The organism is Sphingopyxis macrogoltabida (assembly GCF_001314325.1).
GTDB classification, from domain to species: domain Bacteria; phylum Pseudomonadota; class Alphaproteobacteria; order Sphingomonadales; family Sphingomonadaceae; genus Sphingopyxis; species Sphingopyxis macrogoltabida.
Genome location: NZ_CP009429.1, coordinates 3,656,529 through 3,672,539 on the forward strand (window position 1 = coordinate 3,656,529; position 16,011 = coordinate 3,672,539).

The window sequence follows — 16,011 nt, forward strand, 5'->3', positions numbered from 1 at the left end:
ACAGCGCGACCGTAGACGAAATACGATATGGATATTTTCAAGCTTTCCAAATCGCTCGACGAACTCATTTTCGACATTCTGATGTGGGTGATTTTCTATCCCTATACCTTGGTTCGCGTGCTTATCTGGCCGGGACATATGATCGACTACGCCGCCGCCGAGCTGAAAAAAGACCCCGACAAGGAAGAACTCTTCGATCGCGGACTGAGCCCGCCGGTCTTCCTTTTCCTGTCGATCGTCCTCGCCTGGATGATCTCGCCGGCGGCACCCGCGACCGCCTCGTCCGAATCGGAAACCGCGATTGCGGGCCTGATCAACGGGTCGGTGATGTCGCTGCTGACCTACCGCTTGGCGCTCTACTGCGTCTTTCCCTTCGCCGGCGCCCTGATTTACGAATGGCGCACCCCCGGCAGCATCAGCCACCATAGCTTCCGCCTGCCCTTTTACCAGCAAGCCTATCTTTGTGCGCCGCTGGCGATCGTCTTTTCGATTACGACGGTCGTCGCGACCAGATTCCAGGACATCGACGTCCTCGCGTTCATGGCGCTCGCGATGTTCGCCATCCTCATCTGGTATTTCTGGTCGCAGGTCGTCTTCTTTCGCCGGACAATGGACAGTAGCTGGTCAGCCGCCGTCTTCTGGGGATTTCTGTCCGTCTGCCTCGGAGTCACTTTCCTGGGCGCGCTGGACTTCATTGTCGGCGCATAGGGTGTTAAGGGCGCGCCCGTTATGACCAGTTACAAATCCGATCTGCTGCGCCTGCTCGACGAGCGAGGCTATATCCACCAGATGACCGATGCGGACGGGCTCGATGCGCTCGCCGCCAAACAGGTCGTTCCCGGCTATATCGGCTTCGACGCGACCGCGCCGTCGCTGCACGTCGGCAGCCTCGTCCAGATCATGATGCTGCGCCGGCTGCAACAGACGGGGCACAAGCCCGTCGTGCTGATGGGCGGCGGGACGACGCGGATCGGCGACCCCACGGGCCGTGACGAAAGCCGCAAGATGCTGTCGGACGAGACGATCGCCGCGAACATCGCGTCGATCTTCAGCATCTTCCAGCGTTTCCTGACCTTCGGCAACGGCCCGACCGACGCGGTGATGGTCAACAACCACGACTGGCTCGGCAAGCTCGGCTATATCGAATTGCTCCAGGAAGTCGGCACCCACTTCACGATCAATCGCATGATGACCTTCGATTCGGTCAAGCTGCGCCTCGACCGCGAACAGCCGATGACCTTCCTCGAATTCAACTACATGATCCTGCAGGGCTATGATTTCCGGCACTTGTCGAAGGCGATGGGCGTGCGCCTGCAGATGGGCGGATCGGACCAGTGGGGCAATATCGTCAACGGCATGGAACTCGGCCGCCGGATGGACGGCGCCGACCTTTATGGCCTCACGACTCCGCTGCTGACCACCGCCGCAGGCGCCAAAATGGGCAAGACCGCCGCCGGCGCGGTCTGGCTTAATCCCGAACAACTGTCCCATTTTGACTATTGGCAATATTGGCGCAATTGCGACGACCGCGACGTCGGCAAGTTCCTGAAGCTGTTCACCGACCTGCCGATGGACGAGATCGCGCGGCTCGAAGCGCTCGACGGCGCCGAGATCAACGCGGCGAAAAAGATCCTCGCCGACGCCGCGACGGCGATGTGCCGCGGCGAGGATGCGGCGCGCAGCGCCTCCGAAACCGCTGCGCAAACCTTTGAAAAGGGCCAGATCGGCGGCGACCTGCCGCAGGTCGCAGCCCCCGCCGACGGCATCGATATCCTGACCGCGCTGCGCGAACTCGGCTTCGCCGCGTCGAACAAGGAAGGGCGCCGCAAGCTCGACGAGGGCGCGGTGAAGGTGGACGGCGTCGTGATCCGCGATCCGCATCACCGGATTCTGCCTGCCGCCGAGCCCGTTCCGCTCAGTCTCGGATCGAAAAAACACGGGCTGGTGACCGGCTGATCGCCGCGCGGGCGTTTACCGATTCTTGATGAATCGGGCCGATTCTGCCACACCAGACCAGCAAGGTATTCGGTATGCGCAAGATTGACCTTAAAAAGGCCCATTATGTGGGGCTCGATCAGCGGATTGCGCCGCGTAGCGACGTCTATTGCCGCTTGCCCTTCGTTCTGCCCGACGGCCGGCAGGAAATGTGTACCTGCGTCAACATCAGCGCCGACGGCATGCTGATGCGTTACGAACGCGGGCTGGAGATCGGCGACCTCGTCGTCTTCCGCATGCCGATCATCGGCCGCACCTCGGCGAAGGTGATCTGGTCGATCGGCGGCAAGACCGGCGTCCAGTTCGACAAGTCGATTTCGGTCGAGGATTATCTGCCGATGATCCGCGCCATGGGCGCACGCGGGGACGTCAACTAACCACTCCGAAGCAGCGGCACCGCCGCATCGCGCTCGAACAGGTAAAGGCAAAGGCGCACCGCCTCGCCGCGTCCCCCCTCGATACCGCCGTCGCGTTCGACGAACAGCCGCGCATCGTCGTGCGCGACCGGCAGCAGCCGCACGAGCTGTTCGGGCGTCGCGACGCGATAATCGGCGTCGCCCGACTGCTTGAGCCCGAGCAATTCGCCGCCGCCGCGCAGTTCCAGATCCTTCTCGGCGATCACGAAGCCGTCGTTGGTGTCGCGCATCAGCGCCAGCCGCTCGCGCGCGGTTTCCGAAAGGTTTTGCGATCGCAGCAACAAGCACACCGATTTCGCTGCGCCGCGCCCGACGCGGCCGCGGAGCTGGTGAAGCTGCGCGAGCCCGAAATTCTCGGCATGTTCGACGATCATCAGGCTGGCGGCGGGCACATCGACGCCGACCTCGATCACCGTCGTCGCGACGAGGACGCCGATCTCGCCCGCCTGAAAGCGCGCCATCACCTCGTCCTTTTCCGGACCCTTCATCCGGCCGTGGACGAGCCCTACCCGGGCATCGCCCAGCCGTTCGCGAAGCAGGGCCGCGCGCTCCTTGGCGGCCGCCAGTTCGCTGCCTTCGCTTTCGGCGACAAGCGGGCACACCCAATAGGCCTGCGCCCCGGTCGCGAGATGACGATCGACCCCTTCGACCACATCGTCGAGCCGGTCGAGCGAGATAACACGCGTATCGACCGGTGTCCGCCCCGGCGGCATTTCGTCGAGCCGCGACACATCCATTTCGCCATGATTGGCGAGCAGCAGCGTGCGCGGGATCGGCGTCGCGGTCATCACCAGCAGGTGCGGCGGACGCTGTCCCTTGGCGGTGAGCATCAGCCGCTGCGCGACGCCGAAGCGGTGCTGTTCGTCGACGACGACCAGCGCCAGATCCTTGTAGGACACCGTTTGCTGGAAGATCGCATGCGTACCAACCAGAATGTCGATACTCCCGTCGGCGAGCCCCATCAGCGTCGATTCGCGCGCCTTGCCCTTGTCGCGCCCGGTCAGGATCGCAAGGTTCACCGGCAACCCGCCGAGCATCCGCTGCAAGGTCGCATAATGCTGGCGCGCCAATATTTCGGTCGGGGCGAGCAGCGCCGCCTGCGTCCCCGCCTCGACCGCCGCCAGCATCGCGCGCAGTGCGACGAGCGTCTTGCCCGATCCGACGTCGCCCTGCAGCATCCGCAGCATCGGCCGGTCCTGCGCCATGTCGCCTGCAATCTCGCGCCCGACGCGCTCCTGCGCCCCGGTCAGTCCAAACGGCAATTGCAGCGCATCGGTCAGCCGCCCGTCGCCGGCAATCGCCCGGCCCTTGCGCGCTCGCAGCCCCTCGCGGATCAGCATCAGCGCGACCTGGCTCGCGAAAATCTCGTCATAGGCCAGCCGGTCGCGCGCCGCTTCGTCGCGCGGGCTCGCATGCGCGCGCGTCATCGCCTCGTGCCACGACGGCCAGCCACGCGCCGCGAGCAACGGCGCGTCGATCCATTCGGCGAGCTCGGGCCGCCGTTCGAGCGCCACCGCGCCAAGCTGCGACAGTCGCGCATTGGTCAGCCCCTCGGTTAGCGGATAGACCGGCTCGTGCACCGCGATCCCCGCCTCGTCGCCGGGTTCGGCGACATGGTCGGGGTGCACGATCTGGCGCATGTCGCCGTAAAGGTCGAGCCGTCCCGACACACGGCGCTTCTCGCCGAGCGGGAACAGCTTGCGCGCCAGCCCCGAAGTCCGCCCGAAATAGACGAGCCGGACATGGTCGCCGGCATCGTCGAACGCCTCGACCCCGAAGGGCGCGCGCGGGCTGCGGCCCGACCGGTAATCCTGCGCGGTGAGCTCGACGATGATCGTCTGTCCCGCCTGCGCCTGATCGAGCCGGTCGACCGGAAGGCGCGAGATCAGTCCCGTCGGCAAATGGAACAGCACATCGACCACGCGTTCGAGCCCGAGCCGCGTCAGCGGCTTGGCAAGCTGCGGCCCGACACCCTTGAGGTCGGTCAGCGCGGCAAAGAGCGGATTGAGTATCTCGGGTCGCATCGCTAGGGCGTGTCTAGCCTCGTCTTTCCGTTCGTGTCGAGCGAAGTCGAGACACCCCGATGGCAAGCGCCGGGCCGATGGGCATCTCGACTTCGCTCGATGCGAACGGGATGGGGAAAGTCCATCAACGCCTCGCCGGGCCGCTCAAGAAGAATCGCCATGCAAGACCGTCTCAAACGCCTCAAATTCCGTGCCTGGCACCGCGGCACGCGCGAGGCCGATTATATGATCGGCGGCTTTTTCGACCGCTATTCGCCCGAATGGGGCGAGGCGGAGATCGCCTGGTATGAAATCGTCGTCGAGGAAGACGACGTCGATATCATGGCGTGGGCGCTCGGCACCGGCCATCCGCCGGCCCATCTCGACAACCCGCCGCTGATCGCCGCGATGCGCCGGCTGGACTATATTCCGCTGCCATGACCCGAAGCGCTGCCGACATCTTCGCCGCCATCGCGCCGGCATCGGCGCCGCTGACGCTGGCGCGCGCCGCCGACGGCTTCCTGCCGCTGCTGCTCGCCGACCTCGCGCGCGCCAGCGACAAGCGTCTCGTCTATGTCGCCACCGACGATGCCGCGATGCAGGCGGTCGCCGACGCGGCGCCTTTCTTCGCGCCCGACCTGATCGTCCACCGCTTTCCGGCATGGGATTGCCTGCCCTATGACCGCGCGGGGCCCTCGATGCGCGCCAGCGCCGACCGGCTGGCGACGCTTTCGGCGTTGCAGGCACCGCCGAAACGCGGCGAACTGATCCTGACCACCGTCGCCGCGATTACCCAGCGCACCCTCACCCCCTTCCGCATCCGCCAGCTCGCGACGACGCTCGCGCCGGGGCAGCGGATCGACCGCGACGCGCTCGCCGACCTGCTCGTCGCCAATGGTTTCAGCCGCGTCGACACCGTCGCCGATCAGGGCGAGTTCGCGGTGCGCGGCGGCATCCTCGACCTCTTCCCGGCGGGCGAGGAAACGGGCCTGCGCGTCGATTTCTTCGGCGACGAGATCGAGAGCATCCGCCGCTTCGACCCCGCCGACCAGCGCAGCCTTGGCCCTGCCAAGGCGCTGCAATTGCTGCCCGCCGCCGAGACCCTGCTCGATCAGGACACGATCAAACGCTTCCGCTCGTCATACCGCGAACTGTTCGGCGCGCAGGCGACCGGCGACCCGCTCTATCGGGCGGTCAGCGAGGGGCGTCGTCAGGCGGGCATGGATCATTGGCTGCCGCTGTTCGAGGAACGGCTGGCGACCCTGTTCGACCATATCGACGGCGCGACGCCGGTGCTGCGCGGCCACCGCACCGAGGCGACCGCCGAGACGCGCTTTGCGGCAATTGCCGACTATCATGCGAACCGTGTCGCCGCCGAGCGCGAATCGCCGGGCAGCTATCGCCCGCTGGCGCCCGAGACGCTCTACCTGACCGAAGCCGAGTGGGCGGCAGCATCGACGCAGCGCCCGATCCATGTCGTCACGCCGTTCGATGTGCCCCCGGCGGCAACGGTCGTCGACCTCGAAACCTTCGCGGCGCGCGATTTCACCCCCGAACGCACCGCCGACCTCAACGTCTATGACAAGGTCGCCGACCATCTGTCGGACGAGCGCCGCAAGGGGCGCAAGACGATCATCGCGAGCTATTCGGGCGGTGCGCGCGAGCGCCTGTCGGGGCTGCTCCGCGATCACGGCGTCACCTCGCTGGCGCCGGCCGAGAGCTGGCAGGACGCGCTCGGCACCGCCTCGTCGGAAAGCGGCGGCGCGACTGCGATGGTCGTTCTCCCGCTCGATCACGGCTTCGCCTCCGACGCGATCAGCCTGCTCACCGAACAGGATATTCTCGGCGAGCGCCTCGTCCGCCGCCAGAAGCGCCGCAAGAGCGCCGACGCCTTCCTCGCCGAGCTCGCGACGCTCAGCGTCGGCGACCTCGTCGTCCACCTCGATCACGGCATCGGCCGCTATGAGGGGCTGACGCAAATCCCCGTCGGCAACAGCCCGCACGATTGCGTCGCGCTCACTTACGCCGGCGGCGACAAGCTTTACGTCCCCGTTGAAAATCTCGACGTCCTGTCGCGCTACGGCGGCGAGAGCGACGGCGTCGGGCTCGACAAGCTCGGCGGCGAAGCCTGGCAGCGCCGCAAGGCGCGGATGAAGGAACGCATCCGCGAGATTGCGGGCGAATTGCTCGCGACCGCGGCGCAGCGCGCGCTCCGTGCCGGCGAAGTGCTGGCGCAGGATGCCGCCTATCCGGCTTTTGCCGACCGTTTCCCCTATCAGGAAACCGACGATCAGGACCGCGCGATCGGCGACGTCCTCGAAGACCTCGCCTCGGGCCGCCCGATGGACCGGCTCGTCTGCGGCGACGTCGGCTTCGGCAAGACCGAGGTCGCGCTGCGCGCCGCCTTCGTCGCCGCGATGGCGGGGGTGCAGGTTGCGGTCGTCGTCCCGACGACCCTGCTCGCGCGCCAGCACTACACGAATTTCGTCGAGCGCTTCAAAGGCTTCCCGGTCAACATCGGCCGCCTGTCGCGCCTCGTTCCCGCCGCCGAGGCCGCGAAGACCCGCGACGGCCTCGCCAGCGGCCAGATCGACATCGTCGTCGGCACCCATGCCGTGATCGCCAAGGCGGTCGAATTCAAAAACCTCGGCCTCGTCATCGTCGACGAGGAGCAGCGCTTCGGCGTCGTCCACAAGGAGCGGCTGAAACAGCTCAAGGCCGACGTCCACGTCCTCACCCTCACCGCGACCCCGATCCCGCGCACCTTGCAGATGGCGATGTCGGGCCTCCGCGAACTCAGCGTCATCCAGACGCCGCCGGTCGACCGCCTCGCGGTCCGCACCTATGTGGCACCATGGGACCCCGTCGTCATCCGCGAGGCGCTGCTCCGCGAGCATGACCGCGGCGGCCAGAGCTTCTTCGTCACCCCGCGGATCAAGGATCTTCCCGATATCGAGGAGTTTCTGCGCAGCCGCGTCCCCGAAATCAAATATGTCGTCGCGCACGGCCAGATGGCGCCGGGCGAGGTCGAGGAGCGGATGAGCGCCTTTTACGACCGCAAATATGATGTGCTCGTTTCGACGACGATCGTCGAGAGCGGGCTCGATATCCCGAGCGCGAACACGCTGGTCGTCCACCGCGCCGACCGCTTCGGCCTCGCCCAGCTCTACCAGCTCCGCGGCCGCGTCGGGCGATCGAAGACCCGCGCCTATGCCTATCTCACCACGCTCGAGGGCGGCGCGATCACCGACACCGCCGAAAAAAGGCTCAAGCTGCTCGGCGATCTCGATACGCTGGGGGCGGGGTTCCAGCTCGCCAGCCACGACCTCGACATTCGCGGTGCGGGCAATCTCGTCGGCGACGAACAGTCGGGGCATATTCGCGAGGTCGGCTTCGAACTCTATCAGTCGATGCTCGAGGAAGCGATCCTCGTCGCCAAGGCCGAGGGCATGGGCGCCGCGCCGCCGCGCGAAGCGCTGTCGCCGGTGATCACCGTCGATGCGCCGATCCTGATCCCCGAGGATTATGTCCCCGACCTGCCGCTGCGTATGGCGCTCTATCGCCGTCTCAACGAGGCTGGCGACCGCCCGGCGCTCGACGCCTTTGCGGCCGAAATGATCGACCGCTTCGGCCCGCTGCCGCCTGAAACCGCGAACCTGATCCAGCTCATGGAGATTAAGGCGAACGCCAAGGCGGCGGGGATCGCCAAACTCGACGTCGGGACCAAGGGGGCGCTGGTGAGCTTCCACGGCGACCAGTTCGCGAACGTCCCGGGCCTCATCGCCTATGTCGAACGCTTGAAGGGCCGCGCGCGCATTCGCCCCGACAACAAGCTGTCGGTGAGCGGCGACTGGGTCAGCACGGGCTCGCGGCTGAACGGCGCGCTGCAACTGTCAAAGGGATTGGGGAAGCTGGCGCGGCAGGCTACCTAGGCTTAACCATCGCCTCCCAACATTGTCATTCCCGCGAAAGCGGGAACCCAGGGGTGGAGTAGGCCGACGCACGCTCTGGATCCCCGCTTTCGCGGGGATGACAAATTTGGCGGGGCGACGCTTAATTCATCAACGCCAACAACTGGTCACCCGGCACCGGCCCCGATTTCAGGAACCCCTGCCAGGTCGCCACGCCGATCTCGGCCAGCCGCGCCAGTTGCCGTTCGTTCTCGATCCCCTCGGCCACCACCAGCAGCCCCAGCGCTCGCGCGAGGTCGACGATCGCGCGCACGACGATGCGGTCGCGGTCGCTGCCATCGATCGTGCGGGTAAAGCCGCTGTCGATCTTGAGGTAATCAATCGGCAGCCGCGCCAGCAGCGACAGGCTGGAATAGCCGGTGCCGAAATCGTCGATCGCGATCGCACAGCCGAGCGCGCGGATCTGCGCGAGCTGCGCCGCGGCGCTCGCCGGATCGCTGAGCATCGCCTGTTCGGTGAGCTCGAGCGTCAGGCGGTCGGGGTCGACCCCCGCCTGTTTCGCCATCGCCGCAAACCGATCGGCGAATTCGGGATCGCCAAGATCGGCGGCGGTGATGTTGAGCGAGACACGCAGCTTGCCGAGCGCCTTCGGCCATTTCGCCATTTCGGCGAGCGCAACGCGGTGCGCATGCTCGGTCAGCTCGCATTCCATCCGCGCCGCCCGCGCCGCGGTGACAAGCGCGCCCGCGCCGAGCAGCCCCAGTTCGGGATGCTGCCAGCGCAGCAGCGCCTCGACCCCGGTCATCGCGCCGCTCGCGACATCATATTGCGGCTGATAGAAGATGACGACCTCGCCCTGCGACAGCGCGGCATGCACCATTGCCCCGTCGCGCGCCGACGCCGGGCGCGCGAGCTGATCGCTGGCGCTGCGGAGTTGCTCGGCGACCGGCTCGTCGCGCGTGATCAGCGCCGCCGCGATGCGGATCGCCAGCCGGCCGTTGGGGTCGCCGACCATCGGTTCCGCGAGCGCAACATGCAAAGCGCGCTCCTGCGCGCGCAAGGCGCCCAGCGACAGCGCCGCCGCGGGTACGATCAGAAAACGCGGCCCGTCGAGCCGGTCGACATGCGCCCCCTGCCCGAACTCGTCGCCGGTAAAATTCTCCAGCCGCCGCCCGACCTCGTCGAGCACGGCGTCGCCCGCCGCCGTCCCCGCGCTGTTGTTGATCCGCGCCAGCTGGTCGACCTGCACCAATATCACGCCGACGTCGGCATCATGCCGGCCATGGAGCGTTTCGAGATGGCCGACGGCGGCCGCAAATGTGTCGGGTAGGCGATTCATTGGCGCCCCCATAGCAGGCATTGCTTGCCAAACGCTTCCCTTTTGCATCACAATCACCCGATGAGCGCAGTTTCGGACTCCAACGCTGCCACGCTGACCGACGGCCATGGCCGCCGGATCACCTATCTGCGCCTGTCGGTGACCGATCGCTGCGACCTGCGCTGCCGCTATTGCATGGCCGAGCATATGAGTTTCCTCCCCCGCTCGGCGGTGCTCAGCATCGAGGAAATGGCGGAGCTTGCTGAGCGCTTCGTCGCGCGCGGTATTCGCCGTATTCGTCTTACCGGAGGCGAGCCGCTCGTCCGGCGCGGCATCGACACGCTCGCGACGCGCCTCGGCGCGATGATCGGCCATGGCCTCGACGAGCTGACCCTGACCACCAACGGCATGCGGCTTGCCGAATATGCGCCGATGCTCGCGGAGGCCGGGGTGCGGCGGATCAACGTCAGCCTCGACACGCTCGATCCCGACACCTTCCGCCACATCACCCGCGTCGGCGACGTCGCGGTGGCGCTGCAAGGGATTGCCGCGGCGCGGGCCGCCGGGCTCGACGTCAAGATCAACATGGTCGCGCTCGCCGGGCTCAACGAGGACCAGTTGCTGCCGATGCTCGACCATTGCGCCGCGATGGGCTGCGACCTGACGCTCATCGAGACGATGCCGCTCGGCGAGATCGGCGAGGACCGCAGCGATCATTATATCCCGCTCCACCAGTTCGTCGCGCCGCTGCGTGCCGAACGCTTCATCTATCCGGTCGACAAGCGCACCGGCGGCCCCGCGCGCTATTTCGCGGTCGAAGGAAGTCCGGTGACGCTCGGCCTGATCACGCCGCTCAGCGACAATTTCTGCGCGACGTGCAACCGCATCCGGCTGACCGTCGAGGGCCGCATCTATATGTGCCTCGGGCAGGACGACCATATCGACCTGCGCGCCGCGCTGCGCGACGGCGGCATCGGAACGGTTGACGGCTTGATCGACCGCGCATTGGCTGGCAAACCCCGCGCGCATGACTTTCATATCGAACGGGAGTCCAAACCGGCGGTCGCGCGTCATATGAGTGCAACGGGCGGGTGAAATCCGCCCGCGAGGGGACCAATATGCAACGCAAGATCGCGCTCGTCGCATCGAACGCGCCCGCCGCCGAAGAGGCCGAGGCCGAACTGCGGCCGCTTTACGACTTCGTCGACTTGCACGAGGCCGACATGCTGATCGCGCTCGGCGGCGACGGCTTCCTGCTTCATATGCTCCACCAGCTGCTCGACCAGCGCCGCAGCCTGCCGGTGTTCGGCATGAACCGCGGCACCATCGGCTTCCTGATGAACGAATTCCGCGTCGAGGGATTGCTCGACCGGATCGCGGCGGCGCGCCCCTTCCTCATCCATCCGCTGTCGGGCGACATCACGACGATCAGCGGCGAGCGCCACATCCTGCCCGCGATCAACGAAATTTCGCTGCTTCGCGAAACGCGGCAGGCCGCGAAGCTCGAGGTGTTGATCAACGAAAAGATGATGCTCGAGGAGCTCGCCTGCGACGGCGTGCTGGTGTCGACCCCCGCCGGATCGACCGCCTATAATCTCAGCGCCAACGGGCCGATCCTGCCGCTCGATTCGGCGATGCTCGCGCTGACCCCGATCAGCCCCTTCCGGCCGCGGCGCTGGCGCGGCGCGCTCGTCCCCGAATCGACGAGCATCCGTTTCAACGTCCGCGAGGCCGCAAAACGCCCGGTCAGCGCGGTCGCCGACCAGCGCGAAATCCGCGACGTAAAGACCGTTCTCGTCACCACGGACCGCAGCCGCCCGCTGACGTTGCTGTTCGATCCCGACCAGGGCCTCGACGAACGCATCGCGATGGAACAATTTATCGTTTGAGGCCTTGCAAATTCCGCCAAGCGACGGCAAAGGGGCCGCCTTCGCTTCGGCGGCGTGTTCCTCGGTAGCTCAGCGGTAGAGCAATCGACTGTTAATCGATCGGTCGTAGGTTCGAATCCTACCCGGGGAGCCAGCTTTTTTAGCCTCTTAAAACCCGTTATTTCTCAATGGGTTGAGGTTTTATAATACCAAATAGGTTAAATCGCAAAAATTGCGTGCCTCGCTAACCATCTGATATAAAATAGAAAATTTTTTCGTATCCCGCATAGGGTTTTCTTCGCTTGAGCCACCTCGCGAAGATGCCCTTTCCGGCATACTAAATATATGTGATTCCATGAGGATCTGCCGACCATACGCTCTTTTCCAGACTCCTCGGCGATGCTTTAGCGCCGCAAAAGAAGAGGAAGCCGTATGACCGCGCGAAAGATGGAGCCGACGGAGTGAGCGAAAGGGAGCGCGGGCTTATCCGGAGCGGCGCTCCTCTTGCCTGAGCCAAGTGACTGACGATGGCCGAGAGTGGTCGGGCAGCTTTTGGAGCGAATATGTCAAAAGCTGCCATCGGGGTTGTATAAGGGTACCTGACCGGCATTCGGTGGCGGATCGCGCCTGCGGATGCAAACCGGCGCTTCGCGTGGGTCGAGACCAACGCCCATTCCCGCGCTATCGCCTAGGCCCGAGGCGCTAAGCCCGAAGCTTGCCTTCGGAGGACATTTCGCCTCAGATTTCCCCAGCTTTTTCTATCACCGCGCGTATGATGCTTGCCGTGCCTTTGCCGGCAGCCCAAATAGGCTCCCCGCCCGGAAGCTCATCTTTTATGCAGTAGAATGCCGCGTGACTGCTGCTTTTCCACGTGAAGACGAAAATGTCAGCGGATCTTGCTAGATTTCTGAGTTTATCGGTGGCGACAAGATCGGAATTAACCTCGACGACGCTGCCCGGAAACATTTTTTCCAATGAAGCTTTCGCTCGCGCGCCCGCAGCTTCCGCGAGCGTATAAACCCCGATGAGCTTGCCGGTCAGATCGACACTTTCGGTTGGAGCCTCGTCGGACCCGTCTTTTCGTCGGAGAATATCAACCGACGCGGAATCAAGCCCGAAATCCTTCGCAAGGAATTCCATCGGAAGGAAGTCTTGCGGGCCGAGACGATGCGCGAAAGTTTGCGCCTGGCCCAAGACACGAAGGAAGAAGGCTTGGCGCGCGGAACCAGCGGCGTCTGACTGCGCCGGCGACACCGCAAGGATTTCACAGACGTCCAGGCTCCAAGGAAGATTGGCGTACGAGCGCACGCGATCTTGCACATCCTCGAGATCGGAAACGATCGAGACATACTCCGGGCCCGACAGCCCAAGTGCCAAAAGAATATTCAGAAGCTGCGCGAGAATGTCGAGATCAGATGTCGACAGACCATCGTCCATGGCGACAAGGGCGAATAGTAGCTCGGCTACTGGCTTGCCACCCTCCGACACTAACTCATCCGCCGGGAAGAAACTCTCAAAAATCTGGGGCACCGCACGGCGAGCAAGCATTGCCGCTTCGCCATTCAGATTGCCAATAATATCGGCGAATGCGCGCGCTTTGGCCGTATCGGATTTGAACTCCGCCGTAGTCCAGTTCGTAACTGCGGTTTGGAGGGCCTGCTCCGCACCGGATAGATCCTCGGCGCTCCGCAGCTTTTCAGCCCAAGCCATCCAACCGTTCGGTTCGTTTGCTCCTAACGCCGATACTCCCTCACCGGCCGAAACCAGCTCTGGGAACGGCAGCGGCGACAGTGGCGCGCTCAGCCCATGCAGCTTGTCGCGCATCGGCGGAGCCAGATTGCCGATCAATTCTGGATCGGCCGAATGGACAAGCGAAATCAGCCGCGCGCGCGCCTCTTCTGTACCGATGAACTGCGCGCAAGTGATCAAGCGGCCGATAATCTTTTTCGTGAGAGGCAAACGCGTATACAGGCTGAAGGCGCGATCATATTGAAGATCGTCGAAAATTTCGTCGGCTTCGGTTTCAGGATCGACCGCCGATACCGGTTCCGCCTGAGGACGCTCGACCAACACCCGGATTTTATCGCTGTCCTCGAGGAGGTTCCCCAGTTCGTCGATGATATCGCCATTGGGGCGGGACTGAAGTTGCTCGAACAGCAGAAAGGCTTTGACGACACGGGGGGTCCGGATTCCCCGGCGTGAAGCAAAGAGACGCGGATAACGACCTGCAACATGACTATCGAAGGTGGCCAGCGTTTTCGTGACGTCGCCTGCCGCTTCAACCGCGTCGACGTAGGTCCGGTACAAGGCTTCGATGATGTCGGCCAGGATACGAGGGGGCAGTGCCAGATCCGACATCGTTTGGACGAGCCAATGATTGCGCGCAATCTCAGGCCAAAGACCAAGACCCGCGCTCAAGCGGACGGTCAGGTATCGAAGATTCTCTTCATTGAGGCGGCCAGTCGTTTTGAGTTCGGCGATAAAGCCTTCGGCGGCGGCAGCATCCTTGGCGAGAAGAGCGCGCTCAAAGTCGCCGCGGATCGTACCCACTGGGCGCGCCGCCGTCTGTACGCGCTTCGGGCGCCGGCGAAGCAAGCCACAATATTCGTCCAGCCGCCTCGATATGATCGCCTTCGCGGCGCCATTGGCCCCGGAGAATTTCCAAACGCGGCCATTCGATCGACGCGCAATGGCCATCGCGCTGGGGTCGGAGGAATCGACATGGGCTTGTTCGAAAAGAGAAAGATATGTTGGCCCGAGCCATGCCTGCAATTCTGCGGCAAATTCGAAGCCGCCCTCTCCGGATCGAGTCGTTGCGTACCAACCGGCCACCTTCCCAGCCCTCACGAAGGGAAGGATAACCGGCGCCATACTGCCTGAATCGGCAAGCGCCAGAAGCCATGGCAGAACCTGTTCGGCGATTTCCGGCGGCGCGGTGCCGTCCCGAAGGCTTGCCCAATGCAACTCGTTCGGGTCCGAGAAAAACTCGCTGAGCCAAGCTTCGTCTTCAGCCACATGCGCCGGAGATAGCATCGATGCACGCCAATGTTGGAGAACTCCCTCGTGCGGACCTCCCCGTTCGCAGAGGCAAGAGCAACGGCTCGCTCTCTCAAGGATAGCTGCCGACGAGCCACCACCTTAGCCTTTTTTGCCGGCTTTTGATCGCCACCAGCAGAGCGGACCTCGCACGCGTGCGACAACGCCGCGATGGCTGGATCGAGGGCCAGGAGAAGTCTGGTGTTGGCCCTAAGCGTCTTGAAGCGACGAATGCTCGACCGGGTTTCCGGGAGGAAGAAGCGTGCGAAAGTTCGAGACCTATCCAGCTTAGGGAGCCATTTCTTTCAAGACATGCGAAAGGCTACGCCAAAGCACTCTAGCTTTGCGCGACCTTTGCCGACGGCACTCCCCGTACTCCAGGGCAGCGATGAAAAGAGCCTAAACTCTTATCGCAGAGCAGAATATCGTAGGTCGCCCAGACACTGCAACGGGGAAATCGACTTCGCGTAGGCTAGCGAAGAAATACAAGCCATAGAGCCGCCTAGCGCTCCTGCGGACACAGCAGCATCGCCTTGGCGCCGTCCGGTTACTCTGGCGTAGCTTCTCTGCGCCGACAAGCCGACGAACGACGATCTGCGTTTGGCCGAAAGGAGACGGGCAATTGTTAGCCGCTAAACCGAGACAGCAGATGCTTGGAGAGTTTCCAGTCATCTGCTCTCCTCTGTTCGATCAGCGACGGGGCCTACATCGTGCCGGAGCCGTTTGAGATTCCATCTAGATAGCAAGTTTGGCGGCAACGGCGTTTGCCGCCGCCTGGCCAGCTATGTGCAGCGGCGCTGGAGACCGAATAGAGCGCGACAATAGTATCGCCCCTTCAATCAGGCAGAAGATTTCGACCGCCGCCTGCCGGGCAAGTTCTGCGCTCATCCCCGCCCCAATGAAGCGCTGCTCCATAACCTCGATCCACGTTTCGAATACTTCCGCGGCGGCATTACGGAGCCCATCATCGCTGGAAGCCACTTCCAGGACGAGCATCGCGATCGGGCAACCACCGGCATAGCTGCTCGCCTCAAGCAAGCTGGCCACTTTCGCAAAAGAGGAGACTGTCGCATCCACGACATCGACGTCGGGAGGGTAGCAGGCCTCGAGCTGAGCTCTGTAACGCGCCCCGCCGTGGACGATGGCGGCAACGCCGAGCTCTCGCTTGCCCCCCGGGAACCAGTAATACAGCGTTGCGTGAGGCGCAGAAGCGGCAGCGGCGATGTCCTTTATGCCAGTCGCCGCGTAGCCTTGTTGGCTGAATAGTTCCAGCGCGGCCTCGATCAGACGGACGCGGCGCGTGACATTGTCCCGGTTTGAAGATTCTTCGGATTTATTCCGGGAGGCACGTCGCGATAACATATCGGCCTATCGGGTCAGGCAGGTATTCGCGTCATATTGTCGCAGTTCTTGGGATTGCCCACCCCGGCAACTGGCCGCCTGCTCTATATCGACATCTTCCAT

Annotated in this window: 11 protein-coding genes and 1 tRNA gene; 8 read left to right on the forward strand and 4 right to left on the reverse strand. The window is 64.1% G+C overall.

The window, feature by feature from the left end:
- Positions 1-27: 27 nt before the first annotated feature.
- From LH19_RS17780 to LH19_RS17790, 3 genes are all read left to right on the forward strand, one after another.
- Positions 28-708 (forward strand): hypothetical protein, encoded by a 681-nt coding sequence (locus LH19_RS17780; protein WP_054730955.1) that lies wholly within the window; start codon positions 28-30, stop codon positions 706-708.
- 21 nt (positions 709-729) lie between these two features.
- Complete coding sequence (tyrS, locus tag LH19_RS17785; protein ID WP_054730958.1) at positions 730-1,956, forward strand: tyrosine--tRNA ligase; 1,227 nt, start codon at positions 730-732, stop codon at positions 1,954-1,956.
- Between the two features lie 74 nt (positions 1,957-2,030).
- Entirely contained in the window at positions 2,031-2,372 is a 342-nt protein-coding gene (locus tag LH19_RS17790; RefSeq protein WP_054586832.1) for a PilZ domain-containing protein, read from the forward strand.
- Here the strand turns inward: LH19_RS17790 and recG are convergent.
- Complete coding sequence (gene recG / locus LH19_RS17795) at positions 2,369-4,435, reverse strand: ATP-dependent DNA helicase RecG (RefSeq protein WP_054730960.1); 2,067 nt, start codon at positions 4,433-4,435, stop codon at positions 2,369-2,371. The genes LH19_RS17790 and recG overlap by 4 nt on opposite strands.
- Before the next feature lie 159 nt (positions 4,436-4,594).
- Between recG and LH19_RS17800 the strand changes: the two genes are divergently transcribed.
- Positions 4,595-4,855 carry a succinate dehydrogenase assembly factor 2 gene (locus tag LH19_RS17800; RefSeq protein WP_054730963.1) on the forward strand — a complete coding sequence of 87 codons (261 nt, stop codon included), beginning with the start codon at positions 4,595-4,597 and terminating at the stop codon, positions 4,853-4,855.
- On the forward strand, positions 4,852-8,346 hold the full coding sequence (mfd, locus tag LH19_RS17805) for a transcription-repair coupling factor (RefSeq protein WP_054730965.1): 3,495 nt from the start codon (positions 4,852-4,854) through the stop codon (positions 8,344-8,346). Before LH19_RS17800 ends, mfd begins: the two co-directional genes overlap by 4 nt.
- Positions 8,347-8,467: 121 nt before the next feature.
- Here mfd and LH19_RS17810 read toward each other — a convergent pair whose 3' ends face one another.
- Positions 8,468-9,664, reverse strand: a complete 1,197-nt coding sequence (locus tag LH19_RS17810; protein ID WP_054730967.1) for a GGDEF domain-containing phosphodiesterase — start codon at positions 9,662-9,664, stop codon at positions 8,468-8,470.
- Positions 9,665-9,724: 60 nt separating this feature from the next.
- Between LH19_RS17810 and moaA the strand changes: the two genes are divergently transcribed.
- The 3 genes from moaA (at position 9,725) to LH19_RS17825 (ending at position 11,665) form a co-directional block, all read left to right on the forward strand.
- Positions 9,725-10,738: a GTP 3',8-cyclase MoaA gene (gene moaA / locus LH19_RS17815; RefSeq protein WP_054730968.1), complete on the forward strand. Its 1,014-nt coding sequence runs from the start codon at positions 9,725-9,727 to the stop codon at positions 10,736-10,738.
- A 23-nt stretch (positions 10,739-10,761) separates the two neighbouring features.
- Positions 10,762-11,532 carry an NAD kinase gene (locus LH19_RS17820; protein WP_054733792.1) on the forward strand — a complete coding sequence of 257 codons (771 nt, stop codon included), beginning with the start codon at positions 10,762-10,764 and terminating at the stop codon, positions 11,530-11,532.
- Between the two features lie 58 nt (positions 11,533-11,590).
- Positions 11,591-11,665, forward strand: a tRNA-Asn gene (locus tag LH19_RS17825).
- Between the two features lie 584 nt (positions 11,666-12,249).
- On the opposite strand, the gene dpdD is transcribed toward LH19_RS17825, so the two are convergent.
- Complete coding sequence (dpdD, locus tag LH19_RS17830) at positions 12,250-14,544, reverse strand: protein DpdD (RefSeq protein ID WP_054730970.1); 2,295 nt, start codon at positions 14,542-14,544, stop codon at positions 12,250-12,252.
- 738 nt (positions 14,545-15,282) lie between these two features.
- Positions 15,283-15,909, reverse strand: a complete 627-nt coding sequence (locus LH19_RS17835; RefSeq protein WP_082395870.1) for a TetR/AcrR family transcriptional regulator — start codon at positions 15,907-15,909, stop codon at positions 15,283-15,285.
- Positions 15,910-16,011 lie beyond the last annotated feature (102 nt).